At 61.0% G+C, this 18,832-nt stretch carries 16 protein-coding genes; 4 read left to right on the top strand and 12 right to left on the bottom strand.

Translation table 11 applies throughout. The annotated features are described in order from the left end of the window. Positions 1–244: 244 nt before the first annotated feature. Both AC4PS6_RS23680 and AC4PS6_RS23675 read left to right on the top strand, forming a co-directional pair. Entirely contained in the window at positions 245–1,888 is a 1,644-nt protein-coding gene (locus AC4PS6_RS23680) for an MFS transporter (protein ID WP_014719011.1), read from the top strand. Next, positions 1,885–3,030: an HlyD family secretion protein gene (locus tag AC4PS6_RS23675; RefSeq protein ID WP_003192298.1), complete on the top strand. Its 1,146-nt coding sequence runs from the start codon at positions 1,885–1,887 to the stop codon at positions 3,028–3,030. The genes AC4PS6_RS23680 and AC4PS6_RS23675 overlap by 4 nt, the downstream gene beginning before the upstream one ends. On the opposite strand, the gene AC4PS6_RS23670 is transcribed toward AC4PS6_RS23675, so the two are convergent. The 9 genes from AC4PS6_RS23670 to copC form a co-directional block, all read right to left on the bottom strand. Further along, positions 3,019–3,894, bottom strand: a complete 876-nt coding sequence (locus tag AC4PS6_RS23670; RefSeq protein WP_198833307.1) for an aldose 1-epimerase — start codon at positions 3,892–3,894, stop codon at positions 3,019–3,021. The genes AC4PS6_RS23675 and AC4PS6_RS23670 overlap by 12 nt on opposite strands. 163 nt (positions 3,895–4,057) lie before the next feature. After that, positions 4,058–5,338, bottom strand: a complete 1,281-nt coding sequence (locus AC4PS6_RS23665) for a TRAP transporter large permease (protein ID WP_014719008.1) — start codon at positions 5,336–5,338, stop codon at positions 4,058–4,060. 1 nt (position 5,339) lies between these two features. Further along, the gene (locus AC4PS6_RS23660; RefSeq protein WP_054898249.1) at positions 5,340–5,867 is read right to left on the bottom strand and encodes a TRAP transporter small permease; all 528 of its coding nucleotides are present in this window, start codon (positions 5,865–5,867) and stop codon (positions 5,340–5,342) included. A gap of 65 nt (positions 5,868–5,932) precedes the next feature. Then, a complete protein-coding gene (locus AC4PS6_RS23655) occupies positions 5,933–6,895 on the bottom strand; it encodes a TRAP transporter substrate-binding protein (RefSeq protein ID WP_014719006.1) in 963 nt (320 codons plus the stop codon). A gap of 45 nt (positions 6,896–6,940) precedes the next feature. Next, on the bottom strand, positions 6,941–7,816 hold the full coding sequence (locus AC4PS6_RS23650; protein WP_336826984.1) for an SMP-30/gluconolactonase/LRE family protein: 876 nt from the start codon (positions 7,814–7,816) through the stop codon (positions 6,941–6,943). A 26-nt stretch (positions 7,817–7,842) separates the two neighbouring features. Further along, positions 7,843–8,661 (bottom strand): NAD-dependent epimerase/dehydratase family protein, encoded by an 819-nt coding sequence (locus AC4PS6_RS23645; RefSeq protein WP_336826983.1) that lies wholly within the window; start codon positions 8,659–8,661, stop codon positions 7,843–7,845. A gap of 230 nt (positions 8,662–8,891) precedes the next feature. After that, a complete protein-coding gene (locus AC4PS6_RS23640; RefSeq protein ID WP_019818080.1) occupies positions 8,892–10,154 on the bottom strand; it encodes an OprD family porin in 1,263 nt (420 codons plus the stop codon). A 261-nt stretch (positions 10,155–10,415) separates the two neighbouring features. Further along, positions 10,416–11,276 (bottom strand): copper homeostasis membrane protein CopD, encoded by an 861-nt coding sequence (gene copD, locus AC4PS6_RS23635; RefSeq protein ID WP_336826982.1) that lies wholly within the window; start codon positions 11,274–11,276, stop codon positions 10,416–10,418. Positions 11,277–11,279: 3 nt separating this feature from the next. Next, positions 11,280–11,645, bottom strand: coding sequence for a copper homeostasis periplasmic binding protein CopC (gene copC / locus AC4PS6_RS23630; RefSeq protein WP_014719001.1), 366 nt, complete (start codon positions 11,643–11,645; stop codon positions 11,280–11,282). Positions 11,646–11,761: 116 nt separating this feature from the next. On the opposite strand from copC, the gene AC4PS6_RS23625 reads away from it, so the two are divergent. After that, on the top strand, positions 11,762–12,382 hold the full coding sequence (locus AC4PS6_RS23625) for a TetR/AcrR family transcriptional regulator (RefSeq protein WP_014719000.1): 621 nt from the start codon (positions 11,762–11,764) through the stop codon (positions 12,380–12,382). 104 nt (positions 12,383–12,486) lie between these two features. On the opposite strand, the gene preA is transcribed toward AC4PS6_RS23625, so the two are convergent. The 3 genes from preA to hydA all read right to left on the bottom strand — a co-directional run bounded on the left by preA (position 12,487) and on the right by hydA (position 16,673). Then, complete coding sequence (preA, locus tag AC4PS6_RS23620; protein ID WP_014718999.1) at positions 12,487–13,761, bottom strand: NAD-dependent dihydropyrimidine dehydrogenase subunit PreA; 1,275 nt, start codon at positions 13,759–13,761, stop codon at positions 12,487–12,489. Continuing rightward, a complete protein-coding gene (locus AC4PS6_RS23615) occupies positions 13,761–15,128 on the bottom strand; it encodes an FAD-dependent oxidoreductase (protein WP_166405436.1) in 1,368 nt (455 codons plus the stop codon). The genes preA and AC4PS6_RS23615 overlap by 1 nt, the downstream gene beginning before the upstream one ends. A 105-nt stretch (positions 15,129–15,233) precedes the next feature. Further along, the gene (gene hydA / locus AC4PS6_RS23610) at positions 15,234–16,673 is read right to left on the bottom strand and encodes a dihydropyrimidinase (protein ID WP_336826981.1); all 1,440 of its coding nucleotides are present in this window, start codon (positions 16,671–16,673) and stop codon (positions 15,234–15,236) included. A gap of 593 nt (positions 16,674–17,266) precedes the next feature. On the opposite strand from hydA, the gene AC4PS6_RS23605 reads away from it, so the two are divergent. Then, positions 17,267–18,754: an NCS1 family nucleobase:cation symporter-1 gene (locus tag AC4PS6_RS23605; RefSeq protein ID WP_019818076.1), complete on the top strand. Its 1,488-nt coding sequence runs from the start codon at positions 17,267–17,269 to the stop codon at positions 18,752–18,754. The last annotated feature ends 78 nt before the right edge of the window (positions 18,755–18,832 follow it).

Raw genomic sequence — 18,832 nt, 5'->3', positions numbered from 1 at the left:
CTTTGTCCCTTCTCCTCCCTTCAAGTCCTAGCATACAAGCGGGCTTGCTCGCGAAGGCGTCGTGTCAGTCAATGCATCAGCAACTGATCTACCGCATTCGCGAGCAAGCCCGCTCCCACATTTAGCTGTGTCTGCCTGGGGATCAAATGCGTCCACGAGATGGCAAGATGAACGCCTCTCAGGTTACTGTTCCTCTGTGTAACGGATTCACCGGCCTTGCACCCCGGCTTACCAAGGTCACCGAATGGATAAATACACACCCCACACCTGGCAACCCCACGAGCGGCCGAGCCTGCCTGGCTCGCCGTCGACGCCGCTGCACCCTACGCATAAGCGCTGGCTCTTCGCGCTGGTCGGCGTGCTGGTGGCAATCACCGGCGGCTTGGGTAACGCCCTGGTCATCGCCAACCTGCAATACCTGCAAGGCGCCCTGGGCGCGACCACCGCGGAAATGGCCTGGCTGCCCGCCGCCTATGTGATGACCAACGTGTGCATGAACCTGCTGCTGGTGAAGTTTCGCCAGCAGTTCGGCCTGCGTGCGTTTACCGAGGTGTTCCTGGTGCTCTACGCGCTGGTGACCTTCGGCCACTTGTTCGTCAATGACCTCAGTTCGGCAATTGCGGTACGGGCCGCCCATGGCATGGTGGGTGCGGCGCTCAGTTCGTTGGGCTTGTACTACATGATCCAGGCATTCCCGGCCAAGTGGCGGCTGAAAGCGCTGGTACTGGGGCTGGGCACCGCGCAGTTGGCGTTACCGCTGGCGCGGCTGTTTTCCGAAGACTTGCTGCAAATCGCTGAATGGCGCGGGCTGTATTTGTTCGAACTGGGCCTGGCGCTGATCTGCCTGGGCTGCGTGTTCCTGCTCAAGCTGCCGCCGGGTGATCGCTTCAAGACCTTTGAAAAACTCGATTTTCTAACCTTTGCCATCCTCGCCAGCGGCGTAGCCTTGCTCTGCGCTGTGCTGTCCCTGGGGCGTATTGACTGGTGGCTGGAAGCGCCGTGGATCGGCGTGGCCTCCGCCTGTTCCCTGGTGCTGATCATGGCGGGGCTCGCCATCGAGCATAACCGCAGCAACCCGATGCTGATGACGCGCTGGCTGGGCAGCGGCGTGATGATCCGCCTGGCGTTGGCGGTGGTGCTGATTCGCATGGTGCTGTCCGAGCAATCCACCGGTGCGGTGGGGTTCATGCAGATGTTGAACATGAGCTACCAGCAGATGCACACCCTGTACGTGGTGATGCTGGCCGGGGCGATTGCCGGGCTGGTGGTCAGCGCGTTGACGATCAACCCGGCGCATTTGCTGATGCCGCTGATCATCTCCCTGGCGCTGATGGCTACCGGTTCGGTGATGGACAGTTTTTCCAGCAACCTGACCCGTCCGCAGAACCTCTATATCAGCCAGTTCCTGCTAGGCTTCGGCGGTACATTCTTCCTGGGGCCGACCATGGTGCTGGGCACCAAAAACGTACTGACCAACCCGCGCAACCTGGTGAGCTTCTCGGTGATGTTCGGGATCTGCCAGAACCTTGGCGGCCTGATCGGCGCGGCGTTGCTGGGCACCTTCCAGATCGTGCGCGAGAAGTACCATTCGAGCATGATCGTCGAGCACCTGACCCTGATCGATCCGCTTGTGGCGGCGCGGGTGCAGAGTGGTGGGGCGGCCTATGGCAAGATCGTCGCTGACCCGGAACTGCGCAACCTCATGGGCATCCGCAGCCTGGCCACGGCGGCCACCCGTGAGGCGAACGTCATGGCTTACAACGATGTCTTCATGCTGATCGCGATTATCGCGATCCTGACCATGCTGTGGATCTTCACCCGCAGCCTGTGGCTGATGAGCACTACCAAGGCAACTCCTCCTGTTCAACCCAGCGGCGCGACTTCATGACTGAACCTTCAACCACCACCACGACTGCCATTGCCGCCACGCCGGAAGGCAGCACGCCACCGGGCGCGGTGCCCACCCAATTGCGGCCCTTGCGCGTGCGGATCATCTCGTCCCTGGGCTTTGCCGCCATCGCCATCATCGGTGTGCTGATCGTGTTGTACGCCTGGCAACTGCCGCCGTTCAGCAGCGCGGTGGAAACCACGGAAAACGCCCTGGTGCGTGGGCAGGTGACGATTATCGGCCCGCAACTCAGTGGCTATGTGTTCGAAGTGCCGGTGCAGGACTTCCAGTACGTCAAGACCGGCGACCTGCTGGTGCGCCTGGATGACCGTATCTACAAGCAACGCCTCGACCAGGCCCTGGCACAACTGGCGGTGCAGAAGGCCTCGTTGGCCAACGTGGTGCAGCAACGCAACAGCGCCGAAGCGACCATCAAGCTGCGCCAGGCCGCGTTGGTCGACAGTCAGGCTCAGGCACGCAAGAGCACTGCGGATTTGCGCCGCAATGAAGAACTGATCAGCGATGGTTCGGTGTCCAAACGCGAACTGGACGTGACCCGTGCCGCCAACGCGCAGACCATCGCTGCCGTGGCCCAGGCCCAGGCCAGCCTGGAAATTGCGCGCCAGGATTTGCAGACGGTGATCGTCAACCGCGGCTCCCTGGAGGCAGCTGTCGCGAGTGCCGAGGCGGCAGTGGAACTGGCGCGCATCGACCTGTCCAATACCCGCATCACGGCGCCACGGGATGGTCAGCTGGGGCAGATTGGCGTGCGCCTGGGCGCTTATGTCAATTCCGGCGCGCAACTGATGGCCCTGGTGCCCAAGCAGTTGTGGGTGATTGCCAATATGAAAGAAACCCAGATGGACAATGTGCAGGTCGGCCAGCCGGTGACGTTCACCGTGGATGCGCTGAACCACCGCAAATTCCATGGCACGGTGCAGCATATTTCCCCGGCCACCGGTTCCGAGTTCAGCCTGTTGCAGGCGGACAACGCCACCGGCAACTTCGTCAAGATCGCCCAGCGGGTGCCCGTGCGCATCACCGTGGATCCGGATCAAGCCGAGAGTGAGCGCTTGCGGCCGGGGTTGTCGGTGGTGGTGAGTATCGACACGGCAGGGCGTCTCAAAAATTCACCGCCCTGACACTGGCACGCTTGGCGTGTATTTCAGGTTGAAATTGAGGTGGGTTGACTGGCCTTGCTCCAACAGCTTCAGGCCAGGCTTGCCCGCCAGGTGATGGGCATTCACTGGATGGCTCACCGGCTCGATGCAGAAAAACTCCAACCCCGGCGGGCAGTACAACAGGAAATAATCGGCGCCGCTGGCCTGGCATTCGAGACGGTAGCCAAGCTCCGGTTGTTCGATCAGGCAGTGCCCATCCCAGCCGCAAAAGCCGTTGTCCACCAGCCCCTCTGGCAAACCTTTGAGTTGCCGGAAATCCCAGGCCTCGGGAACCGGTGCCAACTCGGTGGGCAGCTTGGCTGCATCACTCATCCACACGTGCCCAGCCCTGGCCTGTAGCCGCGTACCCGGCCGGCGCGGTAAGTACGGATGCAAGCCCAGCCCATGCCACGCGGGTTGCTCGGCCAAGTGAGTTACACACAATTGGATATTCAACTCACCGTTGTTCAAGCGCAACCGCTGGCGGGCGTGATAGGCGAAGGGTGTGGCGCATTCCAATTCCAGCACCACTTCACGCGTGGTATGGCTCACCACCTGCCATGCCTGCTGCCAGGCCGAGCCGTGAATCGGTAAAGGATCAGTGAGGCTATTAGCTGCCAGTGCCAGCCAACCACCGGGGTTGTCGAACCCGCCTTGGGCGATTCGGTTGGACCAGGGTGCCAAGGGATAGCAACCCAGCTTGCCCGGCAGCCCGGTATTGATCGCCTGTGCATCGCTGTGCCGTAACAGCGGCTGCCCGGTGGCGCGCACCGTCCAGTTGACGAGGCTGCCGCCGATGGCGGGGGCGAGCACCAGATGGGTGAATTGATCCGAAAGCTCAATCACGATTGACCTGCCTGATGAAGTCAAAACAAACACTGAGGATGCAAGTGTGGGAGCTGGCTTGCCTGCGATAGCGACCTGTCAGTCAATGCATCCGTGACTGATACACCGCTATCGCAGGCAAGCCAGCTCCCACAGTTGCTCACTTTTGTTTCTGAAAGAAGGTTTACAGCACCAAATGGGGCAACCACAGCGACAACGCCGGGATGTAGGTCACCGCAATCAGCACCAAGAACAACACCGCATAAAACGGCAGCAGTGCCTTCACGGTTTTCTCGATACTGGTCTTGCCCACCGCCGCACCAACGAACAGCACCGCGCCCACCGGCGGGGTAATCAGGCCGATGCCCAGGTTCACCAGCATGATCATGCCGAAGTGTACCGGGTCGACGCCGATGCCCAGGATCACCGGCATCAGGATCGGCGTGAGGATCAGAATCAGCGGCGCCATGTCCATCACCGTGCCCAGCAACAACAGCATGACGTTGATGCACATCAGGATCACGTAGCGGTTGTCTGACAGGGTCAGGAACAGCGTGGTGATCTTCGCCGGGATCTGCATCAGGGTCATGATGTAGCCGAAGCTGGCGGCGAAGGCGATCAGAATCATCACGATGGAAATGGTGCGCACCGTGCGGTGCATCAGCTTGGGCAGCTCGCGCCATTTGTAGTCGCGGTAGATGAACATGGTCACGAAGAATGCCCACAACACCGCAATCGCCGCCGACTCGGTGGCGGTGAAGATGCCCGAGAGGATGCCGCCGAGGATGATCACCATGGCCATCAGGCCCCAGAGCGCATCGGCGGCGATCTTCAGCGCCTGCTTCAAGGGGATGACTTCGCCTTTGGGGTAGTCGCGCTTTTTCGCGAAGATCAGGCAGAGCACCATCAGGCACGCGCTCATCAACAAGCCCGGCACCACACCGGCCATGAACAGCGAGGCGATGGAGACGGTGCCGCCTGCCGCCAGGGAGTACAGCACCGAGTTATGGCTGGGCGGCGTCAGCAGCGCCTGCACCGAACCGCTGACGGTCACGGCGGTGGCGAATTCGCGCGGATAACCCCGCCGTTCCATTTCCGGAATCAGCACCGAGCCGACCGAGGCGGTATCGGCCACGGATGAGCCGGAAATCGCGCCAAAAAACGTCGAAGCCATGATGTTGACCAGAGACAACCCGCCACGCACAAAGCCCACCAGCACCCCGGCAAAGGCCACCAGGCGCCGCGACATGCCGCCCTCGGCCATGATCGCCCCGGCCAGCACGAAGAACGGAATCGCCATCAGCGAAAACTTGTTCACCCCACCGGCAATCTGAATCATCAGGGCCTGGAACGGGATGTCGATCCACCACGCGCCAATCAGCGCCGACAGCCCCAACGCGTAGGCCACCGGCATGCCGATCAGAATCAATACAACAAAGCTGCCCAACAGAATCAATGCGTCCATATCAGGCGGCCCCTTCGTTTTCTTCAACCAAGTCGAAGCGCACCACCTTGCGGTTGCTCTGGTCACCGAGCAGCAGCTTTTCGACCACGAACACCAGGGTCAGCACGCCGCCAATCGGGATCGGCATGTAGGTGATGCCTACGCGCAGGGTGGGGATGGCGCTCATGAATTGGTTCCAGGTGGACAGGCACAGCTTGGTGCCCCAAATCGTCATGAACACGCAGATGGTGCCCATCAGCAGTTGCGAGAGGATGCCGACGAGGCGGCGTTGGACGGGCGGCAAGCGGTCAGTGATCATCGCCACCGACATGTGCGCGCCGGCACGGTAACTGGCAGCGGCGCCGATAAAGGTGAACACCAGCATCAGCAGGATGGCGGTGGGCTCCGGCCAGCTGGAACCGGTACCGAGGGCGTAGCGGGTGAAGATACCCCAGGGAATGATCAAGGCCACCCCCAGGACCGAAAGGCCGGCGACCCAGATACAGGTCATGTAAAGGCGGTCATTGAAGCGCAGCAGTAAAGTCTTCATGGCGTTCACCGTGACCGGGCGCGTCGATGCCGACCGCGCCGGGCCTTATGCAGGGGCAGGGGAGGTTATTGAACCGCGTCGATGCGCTTGATCATGTCCGCATACGGCGCACCGTACTTGGCACGCACCTGGGCGGTGGCCTCATAGAAGGGCTTTTTATCGACGGTGATGAACTCCACGCCGGCCTTCTTGAGTTTCTCTTCACTGCTGGCGGACTTGGCGTCCCAGAGCACGCGCTCATCAGCCTGGGCGGCCTTGGCGGCGGCCTTGACCATGTCCTGCTGGGCGGGGTCGAGCTTGTTCCAGGTGATTTTCGACATCACGATGGGTTCAGGCAGGATCAGGTGTTCGGTGAGGGTGTAGTACTTGGCGTTCTGGAAGTGGTTGTGTTCCAGCAAGGTCGGCGGGTTGTTTTCCGCGCCGTCGATGACCCCGGTCTGCAGGGCGCTGAAGATCTCGCCGGTGTCCATGGCAATGCCGTTGGCGCCCATGGCGTTGAAGGCTTCGATGAAAATCGGGTTGCCTTGCACGCGGATCTTCATGCCCTTGAGGTCTTCGATCTTGCGCACCGGTTTCTTGGTATAGAGATTGCGCGTGCCGCCATCCATCCAGGCCAGGGCCACCAGGCCGAACTCGGAGTTGGTGATCTTGGCGAGGATCTCGTCGCCAATCTCGCCATCGATGACCTTGCGCATATGCGCCTGGTCGCGGAATACGAACGGCAGGTTGAACACGTTCACGTCCGGCACCACCGGGCCGACGATGCCGAGGCTGACGCGGGTCATTTGCACGGCGCCGACCTGGGCCTGTTCGACCACTTCCTTCTCGGAGCCCAGCACACCGCCGGGGAAGTACTTGAAGGTCAGCTCGCCGTTACTCGCCTTGGTCAGGGCCTTGCCCATGTTCTCTTCGGCGACCACGGTGGGGTAGCCAGCGGGGTGGATATCGGCGAACTTGATTTCCAGCGCGTGGGCGGCGCTGCTGAGGGTGAAGATTGCAGCGGCGAGCAAGGTGCGTTTGAAGTCCATGGAAGTCACTCCTGTCTTGTTATTGTTGTATTCAAGGCACAGCGATTAAACGATGAAGCGGGGTTCGGGCAGCCCTTGGACGCCGGGGTTGAGGGCGAACACGCCACCAGACAGCGACTGCTCACTCGGGTCGTCACGGATGGAAGTGACGTACAAGGTGTCCAGGCGGCTGCCACCGAAGGCGCACATGGTGGGTTTTTTCACGGGCACGCTCAGGGAGCGGTCCAGGCGACCGTCCGGGGTGAAACGGTGAACCAACCCGGCGTCGTTGGCGCAGATCCAGTAGCCGCCCTCGGCGTCCACGGCTGCACCGTCGGGACGCCCGGGGAAGTCGTTCATATCAATGAACAGGCGGCGATTGGACGGCGTGCCGGTCTCGATGTCGTAGTCGAACGCCCAGACCTTTTGTACCTTCGGGTGCGAATCGGAAGCGTACATCGTGCGGCCATCGGGGCTGAAGGCCAGGCCGTTGAGGGTGATGAACCCGTCCAGTTGCGCGTGGGGCGCAGCCCCGGACCCATAGCGATAAAGGACACCATCGGCGGCGTTCAAGCCCATGTCCAGCACCATGCTGCCGGCCCAGAAACGGCCCTGGCGATCGCAGCGGCCATCGTTCAAACGCATGTCCTTGCGCGAATGCTCGATGCTGGCCAGCGGCACGGTGTCGAGGCTGCCGTCGTTGTGGGGTGTGAGTTGGAAGAAGCCGGTTTGCATGCCAGCGACCCAATTGCCTGCCTGGGTGCGCGCAATACAGGCGAGCATCTCTGGGGCTTTCCACGCTGCCAGATGGCCGGTGGCGGCGTTCCAGCGTTGCAAGCCACCGTTGGGGATATCCACCCAATACAGCGCGTTTTCTTCAGGCACCCACACCGGGCATTCGCCCACGGCATTGCGGGCATCGACAATCAATTCAGCAGTCATGGTCATTCCCTTGGGTTGCTGGGCACTCAGTCACCGAACGGCCCCGCCGCGCAGAACGCACCACCCTGATAGACCTTGGCCGGGTCATCGGCGGCCACGGGCGGCTGGGCTTCGACCTGGGCGCGGAACACCTCGGAGCTGTCCTTGGGGGCAAAGCCCAGGTGCGCGGCGTAGCGGTTGTCCCACCAGGTATCGAGGTTGGCCGACATGCCGTACACCACGGTATGGCCGACGTTGGGCGTGTACAGCGCGCGTTCGAGCAGTTGGGTCAGGTCGTCGAAACTCAGCCAGGTGTGCATCATCCGGCGGTTCTGCGGTTGCGGGAACGAGGAGCCGATACGGATGCTCACGGTCTCGATGCCGTAGCGGTCGAAGTAGAAACTGGCCATGTCTTCGCCGTAGGACTTGGACAGGCCGTAGTAACTGTCCGGGCGGCGCGGGGAGTGGGCGTCAAGTTGCTCGCCCTGTTTGTAGAAACCGATCACGTGATTGGAACTGGCGAAGATCACCCGCTTGACCCCGTGGCGGCGGGCGGCTTCGTAGATATGGAACACGCCACTGATATTCGCGCCCAGTACTTCTTCGAACGAGCGCTCCACTGACACGCCGCCAAAGTGCAGGATGGCGTCGACGCCCTCTACCAACCGATGCACGGCGTGTTTGTCGGCCAGGTCGCAGATGTGTACCTCTTCGCGAGCATCGGTGGCGGGGGCCATTTCAGCGATATCCGAAAGGCGCAGCACCTGGGCATAAGGACGCATGCGTTCACGCAGAACTTTGCCCAGGCCGCCGGCGGCACCAGTGAGCAACAGACGATTGAAGGGAGCGGGGGTGGTGGTGGTCATGGGCCTTCCAGATTTTTGTTGTAGGTTGTCGTATGACTATGGGGAAATAGTGTTAGGGATTCCTGGTGTTGTCAACGTCCTTCCAGGCACATGAGATCAAAGGTGGGAGCTGGCTTGCCTGCGATAGCGGTGAGTATGAAAAGGATGTGGTAACTGACCCACCGCTATCGCAGGCAAGCCAGCTCCCACATGGATATGTCGCACCTTAGAGATCGGATTTGCCTTTGGAGCTACAACAACGAAATCGGATAGCTGATAAAAATCCGGTTCTCGTCGAACTCGTTATTGCTGAAATCCCGGCGCATGGTCGAGTTGCGCCACTTCACATTGAGGTTCTTCAGCGCACCGCTCTGCACCGTGTAGGCCAACTCCGACTCACGTCCCCACTCCTTGCCGTCGGTGATCGCTCCGGTGTGTACATTGCTGCCGCTGATATAGCGGTTCATCAGGGTGAGCCCTGGAACGCCGAGCACCACAAAGTTGAAGTCGTGGCGCACCTGCCAGGACTTTTCCTTGGCGTTGTCGTAGCTGGCGTTGTAGCTGTCGTTGGCCAGGGTGCCGCCACTGGTGCCGTTGATGCGCATCCAGGCGCTGTCGCCGCTGAGTTTTTGCAGGCCAACGTAGAAGGTGTGGCCGTTGTATTTGGCCGAGAGCAGAGCGAACAGGGTCTTGTTATCGAGGTCGCCGGCCAGGGCGCTGCCGTCTTCCTTGCCGTTGAAGAACCCGAGGTTGGCGCCCAGAGTCCAGTCGCCCAGCGGCTGGCTGTGGGTGAGGTTGAGGTACTGCTGTTGGTAGATATCAGTCAGTTCGGCGTACCACAGGCCGACCTGGGTACGTTTGTCGTTGAAGGTGTATTCGCCGCCGCCGAAGTTGAAACGGTCCGAAGTGAACGCGGCTTTGCCGTTCATGAACATGTCTTCCATGCTCGCGTCGTTGCGCGGGCTGTTGCCGCGAAACTGGCCACCGTAGAGCGTCAGGCCGGCGATTTCATTGGAAGTGATTTGGCCGCCACGAAAGGTCTGGGGCAGGGAGCGGCCATCATCGGAACGCAGGATCGGCAGCACCGGCATCCATTCGCCAACCTTCAACTCGGTCTTCGACAGCCTGGTTTTCAGCGCGACACCCAGACGCCCGAAATTGTCGGCGGGGCGGCCATCGTCATGCACCGGCAGCAGTTGGGTGCCGGCGGTGCCTTTGCCGCCATCAAGCTTTTGCGAATACAGGCCCAGCACGTCAATCCCGAAACCGACCGTGCCCTGGGTAAAGCCGGACTTGGCATCAAGGATAAAATTCTGCGTCCACTCTTCGGCCTTGCCCTGGGGGTTGGTCGGGTTGGTGAAGTTGCGATTGAAGTAGGCATTACGCAGGTTGAGCGTGGCCTTGGCGTCGTCGATAAAACCTTCGGCGTTGACGCCCAGCGGCAGGGTGACGGCCAGGCTGCCGAGACCGAGAAGGCCCAGGCGCGTGCAAGAATGACGGGCGGATTGACTCACAGTGAGGCTCCCTTTGTTTTGTTGTTTTTATTATTTGTTATACGTTGTCGTACAACATTGAGCGTGATATTTGCGGGGTTTTGAGGGCGTGTCAAGCAGAAGTTATACGATGACTTGGGTGAAACGATTCAACTGATGGGGCACGGTCAGTGTGGGAGCTGGCTTGCCTGCGATGGCGGCGAATCAGACAGTATGCAGTCACTGATCCACCGCCATCGCAGGCAAGCCAGCTCCCACATTGATTGCATTGCACAAGACTTTTCAGCCAGCCATGACCATCGGCGGCAGGGTGCCAAGCAGGGAAACTGCCGCCACGGCTGCAAGGCCCAGCAGCCACTCCATCATCACACTGGCTCTCAAACTGCCCAGGCGCTGTTCGCAGCGCTTGATACGCAACCGGTTCAACAGCGCCAACCCGAGCATGCCCAGCACCAGCCCCACCTTGATCAGCAAAATCAAGGCAAACCCTTGGAACAGCGGCGTGGGCCACAGTTGCCCAGTGAGCACCCGCACATTGATCAAGCCAGTCACCAACAGGCCGGCGACCAGGCCATATCCCACACCACTGAAGCGGCGCAAAATCGGCTTTAGGCGATGGTCTTGCGCATGCCTGAGGATCAGCACTAACACCAGCAACCCCCCGAGCCAGGCCCCCACGCACAGCAGGTGCACCACCTGGTTAAGGATCAGCAACCGCCCACTCAGCCCGTCGAGCATGGCGCCGTGGCCTACGGGGGCCAGGGTCGCCAGCAGCAGGGCGAGCAGCGGCAAGCGCAAGGCCGGCCAGGGCTTGATCAGCACGATCACCAGCAGCAGGTTAAGCAGCAGATGCCAGGTCCATACCTGGCCAAAAAAGGTCTTGCCCAGCACCAACTGCACCGTGGCCGGTTGCAGCGCCGAGTCCCAACTGCCAGCCATGCTGGCGGTGATCAACAGCAGCCACGCAACCCCGGTGAGCAGCCCCAGGCTGGCCAGGCCACGGGTGATGCGCAGCAATTGCCGGTCCAGTGTCGGCTGCACGACGTGAGCGCCGAGCAGCCAGGGCCTGAACACCCAGGCCCCGAACATCAGCAACACGACGCAAAAGTGCAGGAAGCGGCACAGCACCAGCAGGGTCGCCATGGGTTATTGGCCGACCTTGAAGCTGTAAGTGCCTTCGCTTTTGTGAGTGTCGACGGACACCGCATGCCATTCGACCTTATACGTGCCGCTTGCCAGCGGAGCGGCAGGCGTGACCACCAGGGTTTTCTTGTCGGCGTCCGGGGTTTCCAGGCCCTTGATGGCAATTTCGGTGCCGTCCTTGCTCAGGGAGACCTTGGTAAAGGTGGCTTCGACGCCTTCGCTGAAGGTCAGGCGCAGGTCTGTGGGGGCGGCGACGCGGCTGTCAGCCGCAGGTTGCGCGCTCTTGAGGTGGGCGTGGGCAAACGCGGCAGAAGCGCCCAGCAGGGCAGTGAACAGGACAGCAGCGGTCAGGGACTTCTTGAGCAACATTGTTCAACACCGATCAGAGGATAGGAGCCGGCAGTGTACGAAGTTTCGGCTTGGCCTGTCGCCCCGATCTAGAGCCGGTGGTAGTCTTTAGGCCGTGTTGTTGTCAGGGAGCCCTTATGGGCAATCACAAGATCGGAATTCGTCGGGTCAACGTCGAGAAAATCCTGCTGGCGGCGGAGAAGGTCTTCGCCAACAAAGGCTATGGCAGCACCGCCATGGCCGACATCGCCGAAGAAGCGCAACTGCCGCGCTCCAACCTGCATTACTACTTCACCACCAAGAGCGAGCTGTACAGCGCGGTGCTGTTCGACCTGCTGGAATTGTGGAAGCAGGACGCCCTGAGCTTTGAAACCTTTGATGACCCCCGTGTGGTGCTCAGCAGCTACATCCGCGCCAAGATGCAGCGCTCGCGCACGCGTCCGTATGGCTCCAAGGTCTGGGCCAATGAAATCATCCACGGCGCGCCCACACTCGGCGAGGCCTTGGATGAAAGCCTGTACGACTGGGCCAAGATGAAGGAAGCGAAGATTCGCCAATGGGTGCAAGACAAACGCATCCTGCCGGTGGAGCCCTCGAGCCTGCTGTACATGATCTGGGCCTCGACCCAGCACTATGCCGACTTTGACCACCAAGTGAAGATTTTGAATGATCACCAGCCGTTGTCGGACAGGCAGTTCGAGAAGGCCATTCAGACAGTGACCGGTGTGATTTTGCGCGGGATTGGGTTGGAGCCTTGAGCCTTGTAGTGAGGCTCAAGGCCCTATCGCAGGCAAGCCAGCTCCCACTTTGGAACGCATTCCAACTGTGGGAGCTGGCTTGCCTGCGATAGCGAGCTAAAGACCTACACCGCTTCGCGGTAAGGATTGCGCGGGTCCTGCGTCCAGTTCAAAAACGGCTTGCCGTTATCGATCGGCACCATCTCGATGCAGCCGGCCACCGGGCAGGTGATCTGGCACAGGTTGCAGCCGACGCACTCATCGTCGATCACCTCATACAGATGCGTGCCATCAGCCTGCTTCAAGCTGGCAATGGCCTGGTGCGAGGTGTCCTCGCAGGCAATATGGCAACGCCCACAGCCAATGCACGCCGCTTGATCAATCTTGGCGATGACCTGGTAGTTGATGTCCAGGTACTTCCAGTCTGTGGTATTGCCCACCGCCCGCCCGGAAAACGCCTGCAGGTTGGCATGGCCCTGGCTGTCCATCCAGCGCGACAAGCCGTCCTTCATCTCTTCAACGATGCGAAACCCATGCAGCATCGCCGCCGTGCACACCTGCACCGCGCCGCAGCCCAGGGCGACGAATTCCGCGGCGTCGCGCCAGGTACCGATGCCGCCGATGCCGCAGATCGGCAGGCCGTTGGTCTGTGGGTCACGGGCGATTTCGGCGACCATGTTCAACGCAATCGGCTTGACCGCCGAGCCGCAGTAACCGCCATGGGTACTCTGGGTGCCGACCACCGGCAGCGCGACCATGCGTTCCAGGTCCACGCTGGTGATGGAGTTGATGGTGTTGATCAGCGACACCGCATCGGCGCCACCGCGATAGGCCGCTCGCGCCGCCACGCGGATGTCGGTGATGTTCGGCGTGAGTTTGACGATCACCGGCAGCGAGCAATAGGTCTTGCACCAGCGCGTCACTTGCTCCACGTACTCCGGCACCTGGCCGACGGCGGCGCCCATGCCCCGTTCGGGCATGCCGTGAGGGCAGCCGAAGTTCAGCTCGATGCCGTCGCAGCCGGTCGCCTCCACCAAGGGCAGGATGTTTTTCCAGGACGCTTCGACACAAGGCACCATCAGCGAGACGATCAGCGCGCGGTCCGGCCAGTCCTTTTTCACCTGGGTGATTTCCCGCAAGTTGATCTCCAGGGAGCGGTCGGTGATCAGTTCGATATTGTTGATGCCCAGCACTTCGCGGTTGGCGCCATAGTGCGCGGAGTAACGCGACGACACGTTCACCGCCGCCGGATCTTCCCCCAGGGTTTTCCACACGACGCCACCCCAGCCGGCCTCGAAGGCGCGCACTACGTTGTAGGCTTTGTCGGTGGGCGGCGCGGAAGCCAGCCAGAACGGATTGGGCGCTTTGATTCCGGCGAATACAATCGAGAGATCGGCCATTACGCAGCCTCCACAGTCAGCATGAGTTGGGCATGCATGGCTTCGGCGGCCCGCTTGCCATGTTGTACTGCCTGGACGGTGAGGTCCTGGCCGAGGCTGACGCAGTCGCCGCCGGCATACACCCCAGGGATGCTGGTGCGCAGTTGCTCATCGACGAAGATGCGCTCGCCGACGCGGTGCAGCTGCTGGGCCAGCGGGTCGTGCAGGGCGTCGTTGTCGAAGCCTTGCCCGATCGCCTTGAAGATCGCATCGGCGGCCAGTTCGAAGGTTTCCCCGGTAGGCAGCAGGCGACCGTTTTCCAGGCGGGTGCGGGCAAAGCGCATGCCGCGTACGCGGCCTTGGTCGTCGAGTAACACCTCGTCGGGTTGGGCCCAGGTCAACAGCCGGACTTGATTGGCCTTGGCGATGTCCTGTTCGTGGTGGGTTGCGCCCATGTCGGCCAGACCACGGCGGTACACCAGGTTGACATCGCGGGCACCGAGGCGGGCCATCTGCACGGCCATGTCGATGGCGGTGTTGCCGGCGCCGAGCACGATGCAGCGGTCGGCCAGGGGCAGTTGGGTGAGGTCGTCGGCCTGGCGCAGTTCGCGGATATAGTCGGTGGCGGCGAGCAGGCCGGGGGCGTCCTCAAAGGGCAGGCCCAGCTGTTTGCTGGCAGCGAGCCCCAGGCCGAGGAACACCGAATCGAACTGCTGGTGCAGTTCGCTCAAGGTCAGGTTGTCACCCAGGCGCTGGCCGTGGCGAACCTCGATGCCGCCAATCTGCAGGAGGAAATCCAGTTCCTTCTGGGCGAAGTCGTCCACCAGTTTGTATTTGGCGATTCCGTATTCATTCAGGCCGCCGGCTTTTTCCCGCGCCTCGAATATCACCACGTCATGACCGTGCAAGGCGGCGCGGTGAGCGCAGGCCAAACCGGCAGGCCCGGCGCCGACCACGGCGATACGCTTGCCGGTGGACGCGGCGCGTTGGAACGGGTGTTCGCTGAAGTGCGCGTTGTCGATGGCGTAGCGTTGCAGCAGGCCGATCAGCACGGGGGCGCATTCTTCGGCGTTATTGCGTACGCAGGCTTGCTGGCAAAGGATTTCCGTCGGGCACACCCGTGCGCAACTACCACCGAGGATGTTGGCCGAGAGGATTTTTTGCGCGGCCCCCTGCACGTTTTCGGTGTGGATATTGCGGATGAACGAGGGGATATCGATCTCGCTGGGGCACGCATTCACACAAGGCGCGTCGTAGCAGTACAGGCAGCGCGAGGCTTCCAGTTGGGCCTGGCGTGCGTTGAGGGGCGGTGCCAGGTCGGTGAACTGGCTGGCGAGGGTGGCCCCGTCTTCGCGGGGGTGGGGGAGGTGGGTCAGGGTCTGGATCACGGTGTTGGCCTCACGGTTATTGAGGTGCTGCCTCTGATGGGCGATCGTTCCCACGCTCTGCGTGGGAATGCCTCACTGGACGCTCCGCGTCCGCTTTTTTTGGACTCAGCGGTTCACGGCCACTGGCTTGCAAAGCGCTGCCCGCTTGCTCAACTGCTCGAACACCGACGGATACGCCGGCCGCTCCACATACCGTCCGGCCCCTCGCTCGGCTCGCAGGTCACCATCGGCCCACACCAGCTTGCCCTGGCTGATGGTATGGCTGGGCACGCCGCGCACGGTCTTGCCTTCGAAGATGTTGAAGTCCACCTGCTGATGGTGGGTCTTGGCGGAAATGGTCCGCGTGCCCTCGGGGTCCCATAGCACCAGGTCGGCATCGGCGCCCACGCGTATCGCGCCTTTACGGGGGTAGAGGTTGAAAATCTTCGCGGTGTTAGTGGAGGTCAGCGCGACAAATTCTTGCATCGATAGACGCCCGGTATTGACCCCTTCGTGCCACAGCAGCGCCATGCGGTCTTCAATGCCGGCGGTGCCGTTGGGGATCTTGCTGAAGTCGTCACGCCCGGCGGCTTTTTGCTCGGCGCAGAAACAGCAGTGGTCGGTGGCGGTGGTGTGCAGGTTGCCCGCTTGCAGGCCGTGCCACAGCGCCTCTTGATGCCCGCGTGGGCGGAATGGCGGGCTCATTACATAGCCGGCGGCGGTCTGCCAGTCGGGGTGCTGGTACACACTGTCATCGAGCAACAGGTGGCCGGCGAGCACTTCACCGTACACCGCCTGGCCTTTGCCTCGGGCATAGGTGATTTCATCCAGGGCTTCTTTCGTCGACACATGCACCAGGTACAGCGGCGTGCCGATGGTCTCGGCAATCCGGATGGCACGGCTGGCCGCTTCGCCTTCCACCTGGGACGGGCGCGACAGCGGATGGGCTTCCGGCCCGGTGATGTCCTGGGCCATCAGTTTGCGTTGCAGGTGATACACCAGCTCGCCATTTTCGGCATGCACGGTGGGCACGGCGCCGAGTTCCAGGCAGCGTTCGAAACTGGCGACCAAGGTGTCATCGGCCGCCATGATCGCGTTCTTGTAAGCCATGAAATGCTTGAAGCTGTTGATGCCGTGATGGCTGACCAACTCGGCCATTTCCTCACGTACCTGCTCACTCCACCAGGTGATCGCTACGTGAAACCCGTAGTCGGCGGCGGACTTTTCGGCCCAGCCGCGCCACTGGTGGAAAGCTTCCATCAGCGATTGCTGCGGGTTGGGAATCACGAAGTCGATGATCGACGTGGTACCACCGGCCAAGCCTGCCGCCGTACCACTGAAAAAGTCTTCACTGGCCACCGTGCCCATGAAGGGCAGTTGCATATGGGTATGGGGGTCGATGCCGCCCGGCATCAAGTATTGGCCGCTGCCATCGAGTATTTCAGTGCCTGCGGGAATATCCAGATTCGTGCCAATGGCGCGAATTAGACCCTCCGCACATAACACATCGGCGCGGTAACTTTCATCATGGGTAATAACGGTGGCGCCACGGATCAACAGCGACATGTCGAGTTCCTCACAGGCTTGACCGGCTTGTGCCAGTTCTAAGTGTTGTAATACTGCGCACCGAGGGTCGGTTAATTCCTGTCATCGGTGACAGGAATAGAAACTAGCCCGAGTTTTTCGAATGAGCAAGCAGATTTTTCGCAAACTTTTGTGTGTTTCATCTTGTTGATATTTATAAGAAAAATCCTATTTTCACCAAAATGAAGCATGCCCACCCTGTTTTGACGCACTTGACAGGTTCTTGATCTGATCAATATTTCTTATTGCAAATCAGGCGCTTGAGATATGCCGCTTGACGCCGTCGAGAAATAAAAATAATTGTGATGCGCCAGATTGAGACCTGAAGGTTCTGGCAACTTGCGTATTGTTTAGCCTGACGCATGCGGCAAGTACCGCAGGTTCAATTGGAAAGCTGATAAACATCAGCACGTTATATAAGCGGTGCGGGTTCAGAGGCGGTTGTCGGCACGGTTATTGAGTGCACGGGCAGTTGGCCGGAACCCTGGATGTCATGTTGTCGATGCGGTACTCCGGCCACCTGAACCTGGCGTGCAGGTGAGCAACAATAATTTAAAAAAAACCGTGGAGCGGCCATGCAACAGAACAGATCGCAAGTCATCGAGCGCAACGGCCTGTACGAACTCGACGCCGGCCCCGACGTCCTCGACAGCCCTCGCTACAACCACGACATGGCACCCACCAAAGTGCACGAGCGCACCTGGAACAAATGGCACATCACGGCGCTATGGGTCGGCATGTCGATCTGCGTGCCCACCTACACCCTGGGCGGGGTGCTCACGGCGTATTTCGGGCTGTCGGTGGGGGAGGCGCTGGTAGCGATCCTGCTGGCCAATATCGTGGTGTTGATCCCGCTGACCCTCAACGCGTTTCCCGGCACCAAGTACGGCATTCCGTTTCCGGTGCTGTTGCGTTCGTCCTTTGGCATCCTCGGCTCCAACGTACCGTGCCTGATCCGCGCGCTGGTGGCCTGCGGCTGGTTTGGTATCCAGACGATGTTCGGCGGGCTGGCGATCCACCTGTTCCTGGGCTCGATTTTCGACGGCTGGAAAGCCCTAGGCGGCACTGGCGAGGTGATCGGTTTCATGCTGTTCTGGTGCTTGAACCTGTGGGTGGTGCTGCGCGGCGCCGAGTCGATCAAGCGCCTGGAAACCTTGTCGGCGCCGTTGTTGGTCGCTGTGGGGGTTGGGTTGCTGGTATGGGCGATGCCCAACGTGTCCCTCAGCGAGTTGATGGCGATCCCACCCAAGCGCCCCGAAGGCGCCAGCCTCACCGGTTACTTCATGGCGGGGCTCACGGCGATGGTGGGTTTCTGGGCCACATTGTCATTGAACATTCCGGATTTCAGCCGCTACGCCAAGAGCCAGAAAGACCAGATTCTGGGGCAGATTTTCGGCTTGCCGCTGACCATGTTCCTGTTCGCCGCCCTCGGCGTGGTCATGACCGCCGCCTCGGTGAAACTGGTGGGGGTGAGCGTCTCCGACCCGGTGAGCCTGATCGGGCATATCCAGAGCCCGGTGTGGGTGGCCATCGCCATGGCGCTGATCATCGTCGCGACCTTGTCCACCAATACCGCGGCGAACATCGTCTCGCCCACCAACGACTTCCAGAACATTGCGCCCAAGCTGATCAACCGCACCACGGCGGTGATCCTCACCGGCCTGGTAGGGCTGGCGCTGATGGCCCATGAACTGCTGAAAAAACTCGGGCTGATCGTCTCGGACGTGAGTCTTGAAACCGTGTATTCCAATTGGCTGCTGGGCTATTCAAGCCTGCTGGGGCCGATTGCCGGGATCATGGTGGTGGACTATTTCATCACCCGCAGACAGCAGTTGGACCTGGCCGGCCTGTACCGCGACGACGTGTACCCGGCCTGGAACTGGAGCGGCTTTATCGCCTTTGGCGTACCGGTGGTGCTGACGCTGCTGTCGCTGGGCAGCGATGCGTTCAGCTGGTTCTACAGCTACGGCTGGTTCACCGGCTCGGCGTTGGGCGGGGTGTTGTATTACGGCTTGAACGCCAAGCGCGGGGCGAGCCCGATCACCGCCAAGGCGCCGTTGTAAACCACGGTCGAGGTGGGAGCTGGCTTGCCTGCGATAGCGGACTATCAGTTAAAGCCGTGTCGCCTGACACACCGCCAT

This window comes from Pseudomonas sp. DW-iso17 (genome assembly GCF_058725345.1).
This window is presented reverse-complemented; position numbering and strand designations above follow the sequence as displayed.